Annotated in this window: 16 protein-coding genes; 10 read left to right on the forward strand and 6 right to left on the reverse strand. The window is 63.2% G+C overall.

The window, feature by feature from the left end; all coding sequences use genetic code 11:
* Nucleotides 1-23 precede the first annotated feature (23 nt).
* On the reverse strand, nucleotides 24-1,442 hold the full coding sequence (locus C461_RS09260; protein WP_152418376.1) for a PQQ-dependent sugar dehydrogenase: 1,419 nt from the start codon (nucleotides 1,440-1,442) through the stop codon (nucleotides 24-26).
* A gap of 96 nt (nucleotides 1,443-1,538) precedes the next feature.
* Between C461_RS09260 and C461_RS09265 the strand changes: the two genes are divergently transcribed.
* From C461_RS09265 to C461_RS09285, 5 genes are all read left to right on the forward strand, one after another.
* Entirely contained in the window at nucleotides 1,539-2,699 is a 1,161-nt protein-coding gene (locus tag C461_RS09265) for a sugar phosphate nucleotidyltransferase (protein WP_008000633.1), read from the forward strand.
* Between the two features lie 2 nt (nucleotides 2,700-2,701).
* Nucleotides 2,702-4,501, forward strand: a complete 1,800-nt coding sequence (glmS, locus tag C461_RS09270) for a glutamine--fructose-6-phosphate transaminase (isomerizing) (protein ID WP_008000635.1) — start codon at nucleotides 2,702-2,704, stop codon at nucleotides 4,499-4,501.
* A gap of 121 nt (nucleotides 4,502-4,622) precedes the next feature.
* Nucleotides 4,623-6,464: a LamG domain-containing protein gene (locus C461_RS16195; protein ID WP_275039113.1), complete on the forward strand. Its 1,842-nt coding sequence runs from the start codon at nucleotides 4,623-4,625 to the stop codon at nucleotides 6,462-6,464.
* Nucleotide 6,465: 1 nt separating this feature from the next.
* Nucleotides 6,466-7,791 (forward strand): hypothetical protein, encoded by a 1,326-nt coding sequence (locus C461_RS09280; RefSeq protein ID WP_008000637.1) that lies wholly within the window; start codon nucleotides 6,466-6,468, stop codon nucleotides 7,789-7,791.
* Nucleotides 7,792-7,968: 177 nt separating this feature from the next.
* On the forward strand, nucleotides 7,969-8,973 hold the full coding sequence (locus C461_RS09285; RefSeq protein WP_239639110.1) for a glucosamine inositolphosphorylceramide transferase family protein: 1,005 nt from the start codon (nucleotides 7,969-7,971) through the stop codon (nucleotides 8,971-8,973).
* A gap of 36 nt (nucleotides 8,974-9,009) precedes the next feature.
* On the opposite strand, the gene C461_RS09290 is transcribed toward C461_RS09285, so the two are convergent.
* A complete protein-coding gene (locus tag C461_RS09290; protein WP_239639111.1) occupies nucleotides 9,010-10,020 on the reverse strand; it encodes a glycosyltransferase in 1,011 nt (336 codons plus the stop codon).
* Between the two features lie 45 nt (nucleotides 10,021-10,065).
* Nucleotides 10,066-11,133, reverse strand: a complete 1,068-nt coding sequence (locus C461_RS09295; RefSeq protein ID WP_008000640.1) for a hypothetical protein — start codon at nucleotides 11,131-11,133, stop codon at nucleotides 10,066-10,068.
* A 448-nt stretch (nucleotides 11,134-11,581) separates the two neighbouring features.
* On the opposite strand from C461_RS09295, the gene C461_RS09300 reads away from it, so the two are divergent.
* From C461_RS09300 to C461_RS09315, 4 genes are all read left to right on the forward strand, one after another.
* Nucleotides 11,582-12,724 carry a glycosyltransferase family 4 protein gene (locus C461_RS09300; protein ID WP_049906497.1) on the forward strand — a complete coding sequence of 381 codons (1,143 nt, stop codon included), beginning with the start codon at nucleotides 11,582-11,584 and terminating at the stop codon, nucleotides 12,722-12,724.
* Entirely contained in the window at nucleotides 12,717-13,667 is a 951-nt protein-coding gene (locus C461_RS09305; RefSeq protein ID WP_008000642.1) for a glycosyltransferase family 2 protein, read from the forward strand. Before C461_RS09300 ends, C461_RS09305 begins: the two co-directional genes overlap by 8 nt.
* 119 nt (nucleotides 13,668-13,786) lie before the next feature.
* On the forward strand, nucleotides 13,787-14,887 hold the full coding sequence (locus C461_RS09310) for a glycosyltransferase family 4 protein (RefSeq protein WP_008000643.1): 1,101 nt from the start codon (nucleotides 13,787-13,789) through the stop codon (nucleotides 14,885-14,887).
* Nucleotides 14,881-15,657: a glycosyltransferase gene (locus tag C461_RS09315; RefSeq protein WP_008000645.1), complete on the forward strand. Its 777-nt coding sequence runs from the start codon at nucleotides 14,881-14,883 to the stop codon at nucleotides 15,655-15,657. The genes C461_RS09310 and C461_RS09315 overlap by 7 nt, the downstream gene beginning before the upstream one ends.
* On the opposite strand, the gene C461_RS09320 is transcribed toward C461_RS09315, so the two are convergent.
* A complete protein-coding gene (locus tag C461_RS09320) occupies nucleotides 15,630-17,465 on the reverse strand; it encodes a hypothetical protein (RefSeq protein WP_008000647.1) in 1,836 nt (611 codons plus the stop codon). The genes C461_RS09315 and C461_RS09320 overlap by 28 nt on opposite strands.
* Before the next feature lie 205 nt (nucleotides 17,466-17,670).
* Here C461_RS09320 and C461_RS09325 point away from each other — a divergent pair, with 205 nt between their 5' ends.
* On the forward strand, nucleotides 17,671-18,108 hold the full coding sequence (locus C461_RS09325; protein WP_008000649.1) for a cupredoxin domain-containing protein: 438 nt from the start codon (nucleotides 17,671-17,673) through the stop codon (nucleotides 18,106-18,108).
* Here C461_RS09325 and C461_RS09330 read toward each other — a convergent pair.
* Complete coding sequence (locus C461_RS09330; RefSeq protein WP_008000651.1) at nucleotides 18,105-19,019, reverse strand: NAD-dependent epimerase/dehydratase family protein; 915 nt, start codon at nucleotides 19,017-19,019, stop codon at nucleotides 18,105-18,107. The two genes, C461_RS09325 and C461_RS09330, sit on opposite strands and share 4 nt — an antisense overlap.
* Before the next feature lie 49 nt (nucleotides 19,020-19,068).
* Nucleotides 19,069-19,587 carry a metal-dependent hydrolase gene (locus tag C461_RS09335; protein WP_008000653.1) on the reverse strand — a complete coding sequence of 173 codons (519 nt, stop codon included), beginning with the start codon at nucleotides 19,585-19,587 and terminating at the stop codon, nucleotides 19,069-19,071.
* Between the last annotated feature and the right edge of the window lie 65 nt (nucleotides 19,588-19,652).

The following is a 19,652-nucleotide window of genomic DNA, read 5'->3' on the forward strand; positions in this document are numbered from 1 at the left end:
GTCATACACCCGAGGGAGCCGAGTTACTCGGTGAGCCGGTAGACGACTCCCGCTTGTTGCGAGAGGGGATCTTCCGAGAGGGCGGCACGCGTTCCTAACACGTAACTGTCGGAGCCGTCTTGCCCCAGCGAGAGCACCTGAATGTCGATGCCGCCGTCGACTTGGAGTTCTTGCATTGGCCACTGACCCGACTCTTGCGGTGTCGCGGCGATGAGTCGGCCCGCCGGTTCAGAGAACGAGCTCGTGTAGACGCCGAATACGTACGATTCGTCGAGCGCCGCAATTGAGCCGGTATGGATGTGGCCGCCGATAACAGCGAATCCGACGGGGTACCCCTCCTCGTCGAAGTGCGGGAACTCTAAGACGGGGTCGACGAGAGGCTCGCCGCGTTCAGACTCGACGACACACTCCCCGTCACTACTGGTGCCGAGTTGAGGGTCATGGCACCGAGTTCCCTCCTTGAGCGGCCAGCCGTAGTTGTTACCTGACTCGATGACGTTGACCTCTTCCCACATTGCCTGCCCCACGTCTCCGGCGATGAGTCGGTCGCCGCTGAAGGCCATTTTCCACGGATTCCGAAGGCCCCACGCGTATATTTCGTCCCGGCCTTCCTCGCCGACTAGCGGGTTGTCCTCGGGAATGCCGTAGGGGAGATCGTCAGTCCGGTCGTCGACATCGATGCGGTAGATACTCCCCATGAGCGTGTCGAGCTCTTGGGCGTTGAACGGGTTCAGACCGTCACCGAGCGAACCGTAGAGGTAGCCGTCCGGTCCGAACTCGATGGTACCGGCTTGGTGCAGCTCTCGATGCCACGGCATGTCGAGGAGAATGCGTTCGCTGTCGGGGTCGGCCACCTCCCCGTCCGAAGCGACACGAAACTCGGAGAGTATCTCCCGATGGTCGGTGTCAGGGTCCTGAGCGGGCGCGCTGTACCGGACGTAAAATTGACCGTTCTCTTCGTACTCCGGGTGGAACGCCAGGCCCAACAGCCCCCGTTCGTCGTAGGGGATCCAGTTCGGCAGTCCCTCTCCGACCGCGACGAGACGGTCGGACAGGTCGAGAAACGGCGTCGAACGGAGCCCGTCGGCGTCGTGAACGTAGATGATGCCAACCTGATCGATGATGAACCGCTTGTCGCTGCCGTCAACGGCGGGGATGAGTCCGTTCGGAGAGGTGAGCCCCGTCGCGACCTCCGTCAGGCCGACGGTCGGCCCCTGCTCGAAGAACGTCGGGTCGGGTTCGTCGTTTCCCTCAGAGCCGTCGCCGTCAGAGCCGTTCGGAGCGTCGCCGCCGTCGGAGCCGTCCGAAGTGTTCTCCCCGCCTTGGTTACGCTCGTCACCCGAGCACCCTGCGAGCGCGCTGGCCAGACCGGCGGTCCCGGCGGCCCGCAACACCCGTCGGCGCGTGACCAGCCGGGTGCGGTCACCCTCTCTATAGTCCATGATAGCTTAAGTTAACGAGAGCATATAGTCCTTTATGACGAACATATATACGAAGCCGTGCCCTTCTGAATTCATGGTTTTTCAGACGGTGACAGCATGAAAGCGGTGATACTAGCGGCCGGTGAAGGGAAGCGGCTCGGTCCGCTCACGGAGCGTCGTCCGAAGCCGATGATCCCTGTCGGGAACAAGCCGATACTCGAATCGGTGTTGACGACCGCCATCGACGCCGGCGTCGACAGCGCCGTGTTCGTCGTCGGCCACGCCAGAGAGCGCATTCAGAGCCATTTCGGAGACGGCGACGAGTGGGGCATCCCGATCCACTACGTGGTTCAAGAACACCGGCTCGGAGGCGCGCACGCGCTTTCGCAGGTCGAATCGGCGGTCGACGGGCCGTTCCTGACGCTTCACGGCGACCAACTCGTCGAGCGGCAACTGCTCGATCGGCTCATCGAACGCTGGACCGAGACGAACAGCCCGGTGATGGCGGCCGTCCAGTCGACTCGTCCGACCGAGTACGGCGCAGTCGAGATCGACGGGGATGCCGTCCGCAGCGTTTCTCCGACGCCGACCGCCGATCCGCCGTTCCTGGTCAACGGTGGCGCGTACGTCTTCGACGAACGCGTGTTTGACGTGATCCGAAACGTGACAGAGACCGCCGACGGCGACTTCGGGATGGCGACCGCACTCCAGCGACTCGCCAATAAACAGGCCCTCTCAGCCGTACGACACCAAGGTCCGTGGCAGGATCTGACCTATCCGTGGGATCTGCTGTCGACGAACGCGACGCTCCTCCACGACCACGAGGACGAACGCTCCCGAGAGGGTGTCCACGAGACGGCGGTCATCGCCGATGACGTCGCGCTCGACGAGGGCGTGTCTGTCGGTCCGAACGCGACGTTACTGTCCGGGACGTCGGTCGGTCGGAACGTACGGATCGGTGCGAACGCGACGCTGTCGAACTGCATCGTGATGGATGGCGGGCGGATCGGTAACGGAGCGGTCCTGAACGACTGTATCCTCGGAGAGTCGGCCTCGGTCGGTCCGAACGTCACCGTCGAAGGCGGGTCGGCGCGGGTCGTCGTTGACGACACGATCCATCGCGACGTCACCCTCGGCGGCGTCGTGGCCGACCGAGCACGGCTCGGTGGAAACGTGACGCTCACGCCCGGCACCGTCGTTGGACAGGATGTGTCCGCACACAGCGGGACCGTCCTCGAGGGACAGATTGAGTCGGGCGAAACAGTGCGGAGGGCCTAATCATGTGTGGAATCATCGGATACATCGGCGAACAGCCGGCTCGGCCGCGCCTCGTGGCCGGGTTAGAGCAGTTGGAGTACCGTGGATACGACTCGGCGGGTATCGGGCTCGTCGACGACGATCTTGCGGTGTTCAAACAGGTCGGGCTCGTCTCCGGGATCGACATCCCCGAGTCGACGACACAGACCTGTGGAATCGGCCACACGCGATGGAGCACACACGGGAAGCCGACGGACGCCAATGCGCACCCGCACACCGACTGTTCTGGCCGGGTCGCGGTCGTTCACAACGGCATTATCGGAAACTACGACGAACTCCGAACGACGCTCTCGGATCACGAGTTCACCAGCGAAACCGACACCGAGGTCGTCGCTCATCTCCTCGAGGTCGAACTCGAACGGACGGACGACCTCCGGGAGGCGGTTTCGGCCGTCGTTGCCCGAATCGAGGGGAGCTACGCACTGGGCGTCGTCGCCGCCGGCTACGACGGCATCATCGCCGCTCGACGGAACAGTCCGCTGGTCGTCGGGCACGGGAGCGACGGGAACTTCATCGCGAGCGACGTGACGCCCCTGCTCGCGCACACTCGCTCGGTGTCGTATCTCGAGGACGGAGACATCGCACAGGTGACCCGTGAAGGGGTCAGTATCTGGAAAGACGGGAAGCCGATCGACAGAGAGCGACACACCATCGAGTGGAGCCCCGACGCGGCCGAAAAGGGCGGATACGACCACTACATGCTCAAGGAGATCCACGAACAGCCAACGGCGCTCCGTCAAGCCATCGCCGGTCGCATCAACGGGATCGAGGAGGGGGTCGATCTGGCAGAGCTGTCTCTCTCCGAGGAGTTCCTCACCACTATCGACGAGATTCAATTCGTCGCTTGTGGCACGTCGTATCACGCCTGTCTGTACGCCAAACAGCTAATAGAGGAGTTTGCCGACGTGCGAGCGACCGTCGAGTTCGCGAGTGAGTACAGCATCGGAAGCGGCCGCGACCCCGAACGGACGCTGGTGGTCGGAGTCAGTCAGAGCGGCGAGACCGCCGACACCCTCCGCGCATTACGGATGGCTCACCGCGTCGGCATTCGAACGCTCGGCGTGACCAACACCGTCGGGAGCACGATGGCACGTGAATGTGACGACGCGCTGTATATCCGGGCAGGACCCGAGATCGGTGTCGCAGCGACCAAGACGTTCGCTTCACAGATTATCGTCCTCGCGATGTTCGCGCTGACTGTGGCAGAGACGCGCGGCGAACTCGACGTCGCGGCTGGCCGCGAGTTGCGCCGAAATTTGCAGGACCTTCCCGGTGCTGTCCAAAGCGTCCTCAATCAAAACGACGAGATCAAAGAGATCGCAGAGGCCTATGCCGACGGGGAGGCGTTCTTCTTCATCGGTCGGCGCCTTGGGGGGCCCGTCTCCCTAGAAGGTGCACTCAAGCTCAAGGAGATCTCCTACGACCATGCTGAAGGATTCCCTGCCGGCGAACTCAAACACGGCCCGCTGGCGCTGGTCACGGAAGAGACGCCGGTACTTGCGATCCTCACCGACGGAACACGCCCTGAAGAAACTCGAAACAACGTCAAGGAAGTCCAGGCGCGCGGTGCACCGGTCATCGCGATCGCCGCCGACGGATATCAAGGAGATCACGATGTCGAGTTCGAGGTGCCAGACCTCGGACTGTTGGAGCCGCTGGTAGCAAACGTCTACCTCCAGTTGTTCGCTTACCACGTCGCCAACAGCAAAGGAAGAGCAATCGACAAGCCGAGAAATCTGGCGAAGAGCGTAACTGTCGAGTGATCATTATTGGGATAATCTCCCATTAGATGGAAGTATTGGATTTTTATTACGTTCTATTTTGACAATCCGGGTTATAATTGGCAGACAAGGTTATCTTACTCAGTGACCAATATCGGGTAATATGGTAACTGAACCGCCACCTGCCGAAAATAATTTCAAACTGACACGGCGGACGATGCTCAAACTCAGCGGCGTCTCGGCTCTCGGAACCGGTTCGGTTGCCGGCTGTCTGGACGCTGACCCCGTGTCCATGCAGAGTCTCGGCTCACAGAGCCTCGGCTACGGTGGCGTACCGTACCAACTCAACGGTGGTTTCATGCCGCCTCTCTCAGTCGTAGGGCCGGGCCAAGGTATCGTAGCCCACTGGCCGCTCGACGGCAGCGGTGAGACAGCGACAGATGTCGCGGGGGGGAACAACGGCACCGTACAAGGGACACCACAACAGGGCATCCCAGGCGCATACGACTCGACGGCGTATGCGTTCGGAGCTGGCCCGGATGATTACGTGAAGATTCCGGATGCCGCCGCATTGCGCCCCGAAACGGAACTCACCTTCGCCGGATGGTTCCAGACAGAGAGCAGCGCCAACGCACAAACAGTCGTTCAGAAGGCGGACGCTCGCTTCGGGGCCGAAGGGTATGCCGCCGAGGTACAGACACCCAACAGCCTGCGGGCCCACGTCGGCGTCGAGAGCGGGCAGGCTAGCGTAAACCCCTGGGGAGTTGCCACGCATGACGGCGAGTGGCACCACCTCGCCTGCACGTGGGACGGGAGTGCGCTCGTGATGTACCTCGACGGTGAGGAGGTCGGCCGTGACGACTCACAGTCCGGCGCTGTGGTCCACAGCGACCGGTCGCTGTACATCGGCCGTGGCGACAACGGCTACACCAGTTACTACGCGATGAACGGCGCGATCGACGACGTTCGCGTGTATAATCGCTCTCTCAGCGCAGACGAGATCGTCTCGCTGTACGAAGGGACTAGCACAGCGGAGTCGGAACCAGACACGGGGTCGGAGCCGGACTCGGGATCGGAACCGGACTCGGGGTCGGAGCCGGACACGGGGTCGGAGCCGGACTCGGGATCGGAGCCGGACACGGGATCGGATTCGGGATCAGAACCGGACTCGGGGTCGGACACGGGGTCGGAACCTGACTCGGGGTCGGACTCGGGGTCGGACTCGGGGTCTGAGCCGACACCCGTCGATCCATCCACACAGCCAGCCCCAGCTGCCCGCTGGCAGTTCGTCGAGACCAGCGGCGCAACGATCGCTGACAGCGCGGGATCGAACGACGGCTTCGTTCGTGGATCGCCAGTGCTCGACGCGGCAGGTGTCTTCGAAAGTTCCGGAATTTCGTTCGGAGGAGCCCCCGAAGATTACGTCGAGATGCCGAACGCGGGCGCGCTGCGGCCGACAGAAGCACTCACCTTCGGCGGATGGTTCCGCACCGACAGCGGCGAGAACGAGCAGACGATCGTTCAGAAGGCGGACGCCCGCTTCGGAGCCGAAGGGTATGCCGTCGAGGTACAGACACCCAACAGCCTGCGGGCCCACGTTGGCGTCGAGAGCGGACAAGCCAGCGTGAATCCGCGAGGGATCGCTACGCACGACGGAGCGTGGCACCACCTCGCCTGCACGTGGGACGGGAGTGCGCTCGTGATGTACCTCGACGGTGAGGAAGTCGACCGCGACGACTCACAGTCCGGCGCTGTGGTCCACAGCGACCGGTCGCTGTACGTCGGCCGTGGCGACAACGGCTACGCCAGTTACTACGCGATGAACGGCGCGATCGACGACGTCCGTGTCTACGATACGGCGCTTACTACCCAACAGATCGGCGCCCTACTCGACGTCGCCGCGAGTGACGAACCAACCGATTCCGACACACCGACAGTTCCGAACGATGAGTTCGGCGAAGGCGGCTACGGGAGCTACGGCTACGGTGGGGTCGAGGAAAACTAACATGACAGACAATCACCAATACGAAACCCCTGCTGCAGGGACCCAAAACTGGGATGAACCGCTGAACCGCAATTTCGAACGTATCGACACGGACGTCGAAATCCGCGATACCGACGCCAGTCGGTCGAACTACGTCGCCAAGACCGGCGCGAAGTTCCTCGCGACCGACACCGGAAACGTGTATCTCGGCGACGGTGGGTCGTGGAGTCAGCTCGGAACGATCGGCTCCGGCGGCTCCGCCGGAGGCGGAAGCGACGTCGTTTCGCTGCTGTTAGCCGGCCTCGTCGTCGCCGTCGGGAAGAACAACACGAGCCCCCGATCCGTTGACCCCGCCGAGACAGACACGCCGATTCAGGACGCGCTCGACATCGTGAGCGCCGCTGGTGGCGGTGAGGTGCGGCTCCCGGCAGGCGTCGTCGAGGAGACCGGCCCGATCCGGCCGTACGAGGAGACGCAAATTCTCGGTCTGGGCGTCGAGATCTCCAAGATCTCGATCACCGACCGGAGCGCGGACGGGATCCTGTTCGATCGAGAATCCGGCGTCAGCCGCGTCAGACTCGACGGCTTCGCACTAAACGGGCCGGCCGGGACCGGACCGACGGGAGTCGCTATTCACCACACCAACAGAGACACCCAAGACCTCCTCGTCGGCCGACTGCTGTTCTGGGGATGGAACAACTCGGTCTACCGCGTCGACGAGGGCGTCGGCCCGTTCCAGTGTCGCCACGAACAGCTCACCATCTACGAGTGTGACGCCGGTGACCAAGACGGACTGTTCGAGTTCCGCTCGTGGTACGGCCCTGCGAACTGGTTCGGTACCATCGCGGCCTACCCGAGCGCGAACGTGAGCGGGCAGAACACCACCGTGTTCTTCTCACGCGGCGGGACCCAAACCGTCGACTACCTCACGATGGGCGGTTCGGCCGGTGTGGCCATCGATCAGACGTGGGACAGCGTCATCGAGTTCGGCAACGTCCATTGGGAGCCCACGTCGAACCCGACAAACCCGTCGGCGATCATCCGCCTGCGCGGCCACGGCACAGCCGTCATCGACACGGTCAAGCACGTCACCGGCGTCGCCGACTACGTCTACGAACTCGGATACGACGACTACAACGGTCGCGGCCCGGGCAGGAAGATCCTCGGCCCGTACATCGAACTCGGTGCAGCCGCAGACATCACCGGCGGTATCGTCAATCTCGCCGCCCCGGTCGATCCAGCCGAACCGTCGCTGTATCAGGGATCTCCCGACGACGTGACGGTCACGCACAACGAGGGCTCGACCGGCGGGTTCCGCGCACTTGGAACTGCTGGAACCGGGTTCTGATCCGGGGTGACTGCTTTCCGAAATGAGGGATTAAGTACGGACCTCTCGCAGTAATAAGCACCCAGTATGGCTGGCGATTCCCCATCGACCGATCTCCTTGTCCACTCCCGCTATCGCACACGTGGAATGGTTCGTTCGCTCCGACAGACCCTCGCTAAATTCGGAGTCATCGAGCGCATGGCATGGCACGCCGGTGAGTGGCTTCATATGCGGACGCCGTCCAGTCAGCATTACCCCGATCCGGTCGACGTGACCGGGCGATACGACCGCGAAACGGTGCCGTCCTATCCCGTCGACGCCGACAGTCCACCGTCGAACTTCGAGGCGGTCAGCGGCATCAATCCCGTCGTAACGGCGGCGGACGTGACTGATTTCGGTCGAACTGACTGCGTCGCCGACCCGTTTCTATTTATCACGGAGACTGGCCGCTGGCATCTCTTTTTCGAGGTCTATACGCACAACCGAACGCCGACGGCGGCGATTGCGCACGCGGAGAGCGACGACGGCTACGACTGGACCTACGACCGAGTCGTTCTCGAAACCGACGAACACCTCTCGTATCCGTACGTGTTCCGGTGGGAAGGCGACCACTACATGATTCCCGATCGGTGGGCGAAAGAGCTGGGACCGGCGCCGGTGACGCTGTATCGTGCCGAATCGTTCCCGGAGACGTGGACACCGGTGGCTGATCTCGTCACGCCAGAGACGCCGCTACACGATTTCAGCGTCTTTCGCTGGGAGGATCGCTGGTGGGGAATCCTCGGTGACGGGACGGACCTCTACGCGTACTACAGCGACGATCTCGAATCACCGGCATGGACACCTCACGAAGCGAATCCGATCGTTGAGGACCGCCCGAAGGCCGCCCGTCCCGGAGGGCGACCGCTCGTGTTCGAGGATCGGATTCTCGCGTTTTATCAGGACTGTGCGAACCGGTACGGCGAGCAAATCCACGCGTACGAAATCACTGAACTGACGCCCACGAATTACGAGGACCGTCAGCGGGGTGACGGTCCCGCCGTGGCGCCCCCGGGGGGACTCGGGTGGAACTCCGGGGCGATACACCAGGTCGATCCGTGGTTCGACGGCGACGGATGGCACTGCGCGGTCGACGGGAATCTCGGGCTGGGATACCAAGTGTTCGGCGAGCACCACTGGGCGATCGGGATCTATCGGGCGTGACGAGAAGCCCCCAGAGGTGGCGGACGAGGGACGTTCCTAATGCGTGGGGTCCCGCGTAGCGATACCTTCCAAGAATCCGATCCCGTAGCAGGTGTACTGCGCCGCGAGCATGACCGGGACAAGCAACGCCGACAGAGTTCGCCGTTCGCGATACACCTGAGCGGTCGCGTACGCACTCACAAGCAGGAACGAGGCGAACAGCAGCGGGACGTACCGCGGCTTTCGAGACGTCAGATCGATCGCCGCGGCGAGTGTCCCGCAGCCGAGTGCCACCGACGGTAGCGCGGAGTACCATCGGATGATCTTCCCGTGGCGGCGCTGGATGCGGGCCATCGCGTAGCCGTACGAGCGGCTCTTTTTGCAGTACGCACCGAGGTTGGCCGAGAGGTGGTGCGAGACGGCGATCGACGGATCGAAGACGAACCGATACCCGTCTTCCGACAGCCGGAAGTGGAACTCGGCGTCCTCACCGACGTTGACCGCGTCATCGTAGCGGTACGAGTCGAAAACCGTCGCGTCGTACATGACGTTACACGCCGCGACCGAGCGGACGGTGCGGACCTCGTCGATCGCATGGGACTGTGGTGAGCCGCCGGATCCGAAGACGGTCCCCTGGACGCTACCGACCAGTTTACTGAACCACGGATCGTCTGCGAACGGCCGGTTCGGACCTCCGACGCCGACGATACGCTCGTCGTGTTGGCTTTCGATACGGTCGACGTGCGATCGGAGCCACGTTGCGGGAACCGCACAGTCCGAGTCGGTGAAGGCGACGTAGTCACCGGTCGCGACGTCGACCCCGTGGTTTCGGCACGCGCCGATAGTTCCCCCGTCGACGACGCGGAACGTCGCATCGAACTCGGCGACTATCGTTTCAGTGCCGTCACTACTTCCCCCGTCGACGACGATCACTTCGTACCGATCGGTCGGGTACGTCTGCTCGGCGAGCGAAGACAGCGTCTCTCCGATGGTCGCCTCGGAGTTGTAGGTGACGACGACGACCGACACCAGCGGGTCGGAAGCGCCAGCAGATGGCTGGTTTGACACGAGTGTATCTCTGACTGCGTTTGAATAATGGTGTCGGTGACTCGTTCAGCCCAGACCCTGTCCAGCAGAGCCTAGCACGCGGAGGCTCCCCGTTCCCGACGGTCCGGTCACGTCGACGTCTGACGAGCGGCCGAAATACCACGAGCGGCGGTCGGGATCGAGCCGGCCGGAGACGTGTATGGTGTTCCGCTGAATCGTCCCGCGACCGCTCACAGAGCCGGACAGGACCGCGTCACCGGCCCCTTCGCTGAGTTCGTACACGTACCGGACCGCCTCCGAGTCGACGAGCACGTCGTCGAACCGAGTCGCTCCGTTGGGACCGATGCGAACGAGAGAGCGAGGAACGGTTCGCTGCCCGGTCGGTTCGTAGTGGAGTCGGCCGACACGGAGGCGACCGTTCTGGGAGTCTACGAGCCGCCCGGCCGTCGTCCCCGTCGTGATGTCACCGACTGTGAGCTCGCCGCCACGCTGGTGTAACAGCACGCTGTTGGCCCCGCTGCGAGCGGCCGACGGATAGGCGACGATAGTGCCGAACCAGTTGGCCGGCCCGTACGAGGAGCGCCACTCGATCAGTGCCCGCTCATCGCCGGCGTCACACTCGTCCATCCGGAGAAAGTCGTGGCGACACTGGAACGGGCCGACGCCCTCGTCGACGCGGTAGACCGAGTTGTTCCACGCCCAGCAGTAGAGCCGACCGACGTAGAAGTCCGCGGGATCGCTCACCGGGTCGGTACCGTTATCACAGAAGTGAATCGCCACACCGGAGGACGACTGCTGACCCGGTCCGCGTAGTTCGAAGCCGTCGAGCTGGACACGGCTTGCGCGGGGCGATCGGTCGAACCGGATGCCGTCGGTGTCCGGCTGGGTGATCTGGAGGACCGAGACGTTCATCCCGTAGCCGTATATGCCGGTGTTCCGGTGTGGACGAACCGGCCCCCGTTCGCGGACGATTCCCGGCGGCAGATAGACACGGCCGCCTGATTCGGCGACGAAGTCGAGCGCGTCTTGAACCGGCGTCTCGGTCTCAGTCGGCTCGATGGCCGTGGTCTCAAGATCGCGTCCGATGGCGACGATGTGACCACGGGTCAGCGGTTCGGGTGGCGGTGTAGACATCTGGTCACCCCATCCCGAACAGCCTGCAGTCGCCGACGCAAGCATTACCGCGAGATATGAACGCCGATCCAGTGGGCTGGTCACGGCGGCCACCTACGACGGAATCGGAGGAACACACGTCCCGCCATACTTCCCCAACCATTATAAATCGTCGCTGCCGGGCTGTGAACTCCCCGGTCCACCGCCACTGATGGGAGAGACTGTTCGAGACGCGTTCGTCGGTGGTCGCGGGACGCCACGGTAAGTGAATCATAACCGTTCGTGTCCTGGATTTTCCCGGAAAGCATAACAGTCCCCCCAGTAGTTAGTTAGACGAACTTACTGCTGCGACGACTCGTGGCGGCATGGTACTATGACAGACAACCGGAACACCCAGACAGATGCGGACACGGAGACAGCGAGGGGTTCATACCGCGTCCTCGGCTGTGCGTTTGAACACCCGAATCACGTGTTCCAAGTCCGGACTCCGTTTAACCACCGCTCGTTCGACGCGCTCAACGCTACCGGGGTGGACCTCGATGTGGTGTCACCGACGCCGTTTGCGCCACCAGTGGGACCGTACTCGGACTACCGACACGTCCCGAAGACGGAACAGTGGGGCTCCTATCGAGTTCATTACCCCCGATTCCTGTACATGCTGCCCAAGAAGTACTTCTATCACGTCTCGGGGAACTCCGCACAAAAGCGCGTGACGAGGTACGTCGAACGGACCTTCGAGACGCCCCATGACGTCGTCCAGACCTGCGGATTCTATCTCGACGGCTACGCCAGCCTCGAATACTGCCGAAAGCACGACATTCCGTTGGTCGCGCTCTCACACGCCGGTGATTTGAAAAACTTCGATCGCTTCAACAAGACGGTCCAGTCGCAGATCCGCGAGACGATCGACTACTGTTCGGCCGTCTTGACCGTCAGCGACGAACTCGCAGACGTCGCCAGACGCTTTGCGCCCGCCAGCAAGGTGACGACGCTCCCCATCGGCGAAGACCCAGAAAAGTATCCGACGGACCGCCGGGAGGCGATCCGGCGAGAACTCGGCATCGCTCCCGAGACGAAGCTACTGCTGTTCGTCGGGCGCTTCGAGGAGGAGAAAGGGGTCCGCGAGTTGGTCGCCGCGCTCGAGGCGCTGGACCGCGACGACGTGGCCGTTGCCGCCGTCGGTCACGGCGGCGCGCTGCGTTGGTGGTTCCTCGAGCAGTTGGGTGAGCTGTCGCACCCGTCGCACGCCTACTGGGAGTTGGACCCCATCGCGGTCCGTCGGCTCCACGTGGCATCGGATCTGCTTGTCCTCCCGAGCCATTTCGAGGCTCGACCAACGGTCATTTACGAAGCAATGGCCGCGAAGACACCCGTGTTGGCGTCGAACGTCGGCGGCATTCCGGAGATGATCGTCGACGGCGAGACGGGGGTGTTGACGCCCGCGAGCGACGCCGATCGGTTGCGAAAGGCCTTGGAGTACCTCCTTGATGATCCCGAGCGGCTCCGAACGATGGGTGCGGCCGGCCATCAGCGGCTGCTCGACCAAGAGTGGACCTGGACACACCACGCTCACCAACTTTCCGAGATTCACAGAGAGGTTATGAATGAATAACGGCACGGAGACGTCGCCGACGGACGCGCCGCGCGTCAGCGTCATTATCCCGACGTACAATCGGGCCGAGACACTCGCGCGTGCCGTCGACAGCGCCCTCGCCCAGACGGTCGACGACATCGAGGTGCTGGTCGTCGACGACGGGAGTACCGACGGGACACAGGCGTTGATCGAGGACGGTGAGGATCCGCGGGTCCGGTATCTCGCACACGACACCAACCGCGGTGTGAGCGCTGCCCGGAACACCGGCGTCGAGGCCGCTCGCGGCGACTACGTCGCCTTTCTCGACTCCGACGACGAATGGCTTCCCCGGAAGCTCGACCGCCAGCTCTCGGTGCTGGACGACCGGGGCGAGGGGTGGGTCGGCGTGTACTGCGACATCGTCTCGACCGGACTCTCGGTGGGCGGACGGATCGCCGGCGCCGCTTCGGAGGCAGTCTTCCGCTCGCGCGCCCCTCGTGAGGGAGGCCAGGAGTTAGCTGAAGCGTTGCTATCGATGCAGGTGTTCATGGGGCCAGGGTCGACGCTGCTGGTCGAACGCGACGTCATCACTTCGACCGGCGGCTTCGACGAGGGGCTCTCGATCTACGAAGACTGGGACCTCGTTCTCCGAGTGTTGTCCGTCGGCAAGCTCGCATACGTCGACGAACCCCTCGCCGTGACGCACTTCACGGGTGATGCGCCGGCGGAGGCGTACGTCGCAAACGATCAGCGGTACCTCGAACGGAACGCCGAACTGGTCGCGACCCTCGAACGTCGTGGAGTTCCGGTGCGCCAAGTCCATCAGATGGGGCTCGTCGGACACTTCCTCTCCGAGGGTCGGTTCGGCGAGGCTACGGCGTGGCTCGACGCGTCGATGCTTCTGCGTCCACGGAACCTCATTCGGCTGGCTTTCTGGTCGGCGTTGGGGCTGCGAGTGCTCGCCTCTGGGAGGTCACAATGACGGATTCGAGCTATACCGGCGAGAGGGGTGAGCCGTACAGAGTGTTGGGCTGTTGTATTCATCACCAGAGCCACGCGCTTCCGGTTCGATCACCCTTTAACCACCGTTCGTTCGACGCGTTGAACCGCACTGACGCGGAGGTCGATCTCGTCGTGCCGACGCCGTTTGCCCCGCCAGCGGGTCCGTACTCGGAATACGCCCGAGTCCCGCAAACCGAGCGGTGGGGGACGTACGTCGCCCACTACCCCCGATTCTGGTACCTAGTGCCCAAGCGATTCCTCTACCACGTCTCGGGAGACTCCATCCAGAAACGCGTCACGCCGTACATCGAGCGCACGTTCGAGACGCCACACGACATCGTTCACGTCTCGGACATCTATCTCGACGGCTACGGCATGTTGAAGTACTGCCGCCGGCACGACCTGCCGCTGGTCGTCAACAGCCACGCGGTCGATCTCCACAACTACGAATCCTTCAATAAAGGCGCAAAAAAACGCCTCCGGGAGACAATCGAGTACGCGTCGCGTATCCTCGTGGTCAGTGACGAACTCGCCGGCGTCGCCAAGCGGTTTACATCCGAAGACAAGATCCTCACGGTCCCGATCGGCGAGGACCCCACGAAGTTCCCGACCGACCGCCGCGAGCAGATCCGCGCGGAGCTCGGTATCGATCCCGAAACGAAGGTGCTGTTGTCGGTCGGCGCCTACTCGGAACAAAAGGGGATTCGAGAGCTGGTTAGCGCAGTGAACGCACTCGATCGCCAAGACGTGCTGCTCGTCACGGTCGGCCACGAGGGGGACCTCCGCTGGTGGCTGCTCGATCAGCTCGGGGAGTCACCGCATCCCACACGCTCGTTTTGGCAGCTCGATCCCGTCGCACTTCGACGCTGGCATATCGCCGCCGACGCGCTCGTTCACCCGAGCTGGCAAGAAGGCCGTCCGACAGTCATCTACGAGGCAATGGCGGCGAAGACCCCGGTCGTGGCGTCGAACGTCGGCGGCATCCCGGAGATGGTCGTCGATGGCGAAACGGGGGTCTTAGTGCCGCCACACGATCCCGACCGACTGCGAGCGGCGCTCGAGACGCTCTTAGACGACCCCGACCGAATGCGGGCGATGGGAGACGCCGGCCACCAGCGGCTCGTCGACCAGCAGTGGACCTGGCAGCACCACGCCCGACGGCTCAACGAGATTCACCGCGAGGTGATGGCGGAATGGTGACCGAGCCCGTGTCTGTCGTCGTCCCGTACAGCCCGCGATACACACCCGAACAGATGCTCGAGGAGGCCAGACAGACGGTAGCCGACCAAACCGTCCCGACAGAGCTCATCGTCGTCGACGACGTGGACACTGGCCCCGCAGACGCGCGGAATGCCGGCCTTGACCGCGCCGAAACGCGGTACGTGGCGTTTCTGGACGCCGACGACCTGTGGACGAGGGACAAACTCGACCGGCAGCTCGATCGGATGGCCGAGACGGGTGCGGGACTGTGCGTCCAGGGGTCACCGGGGACGCTCGACGATTTCGTCTACGACGTGTTCGTCGGCGATCTCTCGGAGGTCACCTCGGCTATCCTCGTCGATACCGAACAGGTGAGCGTCCGCTTCGAGACCGGTCTAGATCGGGGAGAGGACCTCTTGTACGTCCTCGAAGCCGCCACTGAAGCGGGGGTCTGCTGCTGTCGGGACCTCTTCACGCGTCGCCGCCACGATCGAAGCATGATGGCCACGGAGATGGCCGTCGACACGTATCTCGACCATGCAAAACGCTTCGGCTACCTCGTGAGCCAGCGGGTTCCGGCGGCACAGCCGTATCTGCCGATCTATTACAACCAGTTGTACACGGACCTCGGCCGGGCCTGCCACGAAGCGGGCGACTACGACCGCGCGGTCACGTTCTTCTCCCGAGCAGTCCGGATCTCCCCGCACCCCGTCTCGATGCTCGCGCTGGTTCGGAGCGCGCTCTACCGAGCCGTGCCGTTCGTCCCGTAGACGTCTTCGAAGCCGTCGTCGCTTCGATACACCCGAACGTGCGTTGTGGTATACACCTTATCGTGTCGCGAATCGGCGGCCGCGAACCGAGAATCGGAAACGGCGAAGCTGTTCAGTTCACCGCTTCTGAGCCCCTGCCCGAGCGCGACAAGGTGGTCGGTCCACCGTTCACGAACGACCAGATACGTTCCGTCGGTTCGTATCCCGCCGGGACGCGCCTGTAACGGACTGGTTGCGTTGAAGCCGCTCGTCTCGAACGCGCGGTTCGTCACGCGGTCGGTGGCGGCGGGACCGTCGCCGTATCGCTGGAGGAACGACGCCGTCATCCCAACCGAGTCGAACTCGGAGTCGGTCATTTCCACCTGCTCTCGGGGTTCGTCGATGTACGTCTCCGGGAGGTCGTCGGCCACCAACACCGTGAACCCCGTCGCCCCGCCGAGCATGGCGATGACGACGAACGCGGCGACGGCGTGGCGGCGATCGACCGAAAGCGTCCGCCGGAGACCCACGCTCAACGGGAACAGCACGACGAGCGCCACGACGAACTTCAGCCGCTCTATCTGGGGGATCGCGACCGGTATCGGGAGTAACAGAGCCGAGAGACCGAGCCCGGTCACGGTGAGCGTGAACCCCTGTCGGTACGATCGGTGTTCGGTCAGCAGTTCGTAGGCCGCGACCAACAGCAGCCCGCTCAGGCCGACCGCGTAGATACCCGTCGGCGTCAGTAACCAGGCGATCGCTCGACCGACCGTGTCTGCCGGAAGCGACACCCCGTAGGTGTATAACTGCTCGGCCGGGACCGTCGCCACGTCGAACAACACGCCGGCGGTCAGTTCGACGATACCGACAGTGATGAGACTCGGTGAGTACGACCAGTAGACGAGGAGTAACACCGCGCCGATCACTCCGGGGAACAGCCACCGGTACCGAAGGGACCCGGCACTCGAGACGGGCTGGCCGAACAGCAACGGACGGACTAAGGCGACCGGGACGGCGACGGCGGCGACAGCGGCAAAGAGGATGTACGTGAGGTGGTGGGTGAGAACCATCGTCGCGACGAGGGCGATGACGAACACCGAGAGTCGACGAAAGGTTCGTTCATCGCCGGCCTGACGCAGTTGGCTGTTGATGTAGAGGGCGATCAGGAGGAACACGGACGCCAAGGCCTGTGGGTAGAAATATACTGCATGGTACGAGAAAAACTCCAGAATCGGCACCGACAGCGCGGCTGTTAACCCGAGTCGCGTCGACCCGAGTATCGACTGGCCGAGAAGATATGCGATCGGCACGACGAGCGTCATGAGTCCGATGCCCGTGAGAACGAGCGCGTCGTACGCCGGGAGCCCAGTGGCGTGTTTGACCGCGCCGATGAGAAAGTGAAAGACCGGATACAGGTCGTAGCCGTGTGGAATCGCAGTCGTATACCGGGCTTCGATGAGCGTGTCGACGGCAGCGACGTGAGCGAACGTGTCAGTTCCACCGAAATAGAATCCCGTGGTGACGTACTTGCCGAGTTGGAGGGCCGCAAACAGCGAGCCCAGTTGCGTCAACACCGCGGGAGGCGACGGTTCGCCGCGGATCTGGTACGCGACGACGATCAACCCCAACGGGAGGACGATTCCGAACGGAAGAAGCCGCGAGTTCAGTTGCGCCGCAGCGATAACGGCCCCCGCGGCACCGATGAAGACGACCTTCGTCGCGAGAGACGGCGGAAGGCGCTTCGAGTGGTCGGGAGGCTCCGCTTGTGAAACGCCGAACAGAATCAGCGCGACGACGGCACCGATACTGGCGTACCCAGCCCGGAGCACTGTTGGCCGCGGTAGAATCCGAAGAGCATCTAATGTCAACAGGCCGACTGCCGCCGTTACGCAAACAAGAACGGGAAGCGTAAGCGGACGACGAAGGTAATCTAGAAGATCCATTGAAACACGATGGTTGCTGGTGATTCCATCGGCGGCGCCAAAAGTGTTTGTAGGCGGTTATCCTTATCCTACTGGCTTCCAATCGGTACACATGTACGACCGACGAACCGTGCTACGGTTGAGCGGGGCCGCACTCGCCACGGGCGTGGCCGGCTGTAGCGGGTCGACCCCCGACGATGGGGGGCCACCGACGGGGAACACGGAGCCGACGACCGTCGCGATGACCGACGACCTCAAATTCGACCCACAGGTGGTGCGGATCGGAGCCGGTGAAACCGTCGTCTGGGAGACGACCGGTGCGGTCCCCCACAGTGCGACGGCCTACGAAGCCGACCTCCCCGACGGTGCGGCCTACTTCGCGTCCGGCGACTTCGAAACCGAAGCAGCCGCGCGCTCGGCGTATCCGAGCGGCGGAAGCGTCGGAGAGGGAGAGACCTACAGCCACACCTTCGAGACGGTCGGCGAGTATCCCTACTTCTGTATTCCACACGAGGCCGGGATGCACGGCACCGTTATCGTCGAAGGTTAAGACAAGTAGCGCTCTAGCCCCTCAGCGAGCGAGACGGTGGGCTCGTAGCCTAGCAGCTCGCGGGCTTTTTCGATGTCCGCAACGCTGTCGCGAATGTCGCCCTGCCGCGGAGAGACGTGTTCGATGTCGGCAGACGGTGCGATCTGATCACGGACAGTTTCGGCGACGTCAGTCACGGTCGTCGCGACACCGGTCCCAACGTTGAACGCTTCGCCCGTCGCGTCGGTGGTGGCCGCCAGCAGGTTCGCCTGGACCACGTCGGCGACGTTGACGAAATCACGGGTTTGGTTTCCATCGCCCTGTACCTTCAGCGGTCCGCCGGCGCGCGCCTGTCTGGTAAACGCGGTGATGGCCCCGGCGTAATCGCCCCCGGACTGGCGGGGACCGTAGACGTTGAAGTACCGGAGCGCGACCGTGGGGAGCCCGTAGAGGTCGGCGTACAGCCGACAGTAATGGTCTCCCGAGAGTTTCTCGAGGCCGTAAGGGGAGGTCGGCTCTTTTGGAGCCGTTTCGGTCACTGGGAGAGCCGTCGGCATCCCGTAGATCGCGGCGCTCGACGCAAAGACGACTCGGGCATCCTCGCGGCGAGCCGCCTCAAGCACGGTGAGAGTGCCGTCGACGTTGACCGCGTGACTCGTAGTCGGATCGTCGACGGACTGAGAGACACTGACGATCGCGCCCTCGTGGAAGATGATGTCGACGCCGTCGACAGCGGCTTCGAGCGCCGTCTCGTCGCGGATATCTCCCTCGATAACCGTCGCCTCGTCCGGGCAGTTGGCCCGGTCGCCGTTAGTGAACGTATCAAAGACGCGGACGTCGTTGGCCGGACAGAGCGCGTCGGCGATGTGGCTCCCGATGAAACCCGCGCCACCGGTCACGAGAACCGTCTTATTGGCAACAGTCGGCGTCATGATGGGTTCTCGTGAGCCGATTGTAAATAGGCGGTGGTCGGCCCGACGCCTATCGGGGGAGGGGTTCGGCACGGACGAACTGGACGACGAAGCCGAGTCCGACGGCGGTCGCGGCAATAAAGATGATTACAAAATTTCGAGTGATTGCCACTTGAGAGAAGAAGTCAGTCAGCCCGACGAAATCGTCGTAGGGGTACGGCGGGAGCAGCGGCCACAGGAGGTAGGTGAGCTCCTCGGGTCGCCAGTAGTAGAGTGCGATATAGCTGTCGCCGACTAAGTGGCTAGCGTAGCCGACGCCGAAGGCGAGTCCCACTTCGGGATGCGTCAGATACCACGCGATCGCGAGGATGATAAGCGAGAGGGGAACGGCCACCAACAGTGAATGGGCCAGCGAGCGTCCCGACGGGAGGATGCTAAACCACCACGCGAGGGGTTTGTCGACGAGGTCCGGAAGCTGGGTCGCGACGATCACGGCGATCAGTTCGGCCCGTGAGAGGCGGTGGTGGAGGAGAACGGCGACAGAGAGTAACAAAAGATAGCCGAACGCAGCGTGAGTCCACGGGAACATCGGTGCAGTACCTGACAGCAGGCGGGTTCTTCAACCTAGTGCTGTCACCGCAGCGGTGAAATTAT

Origin of the sequence: Halorubrum aidingense JCM 13560, assembly GCF_000336995.1 — an archaeon.
In the GTDB taxonomy this organism is placed as follows: Archaea; Halobacteriota; Halobacteria; order Halobacteriales; family Haloferacaceae; genus Halorubrum; species Halorubrum aidingense.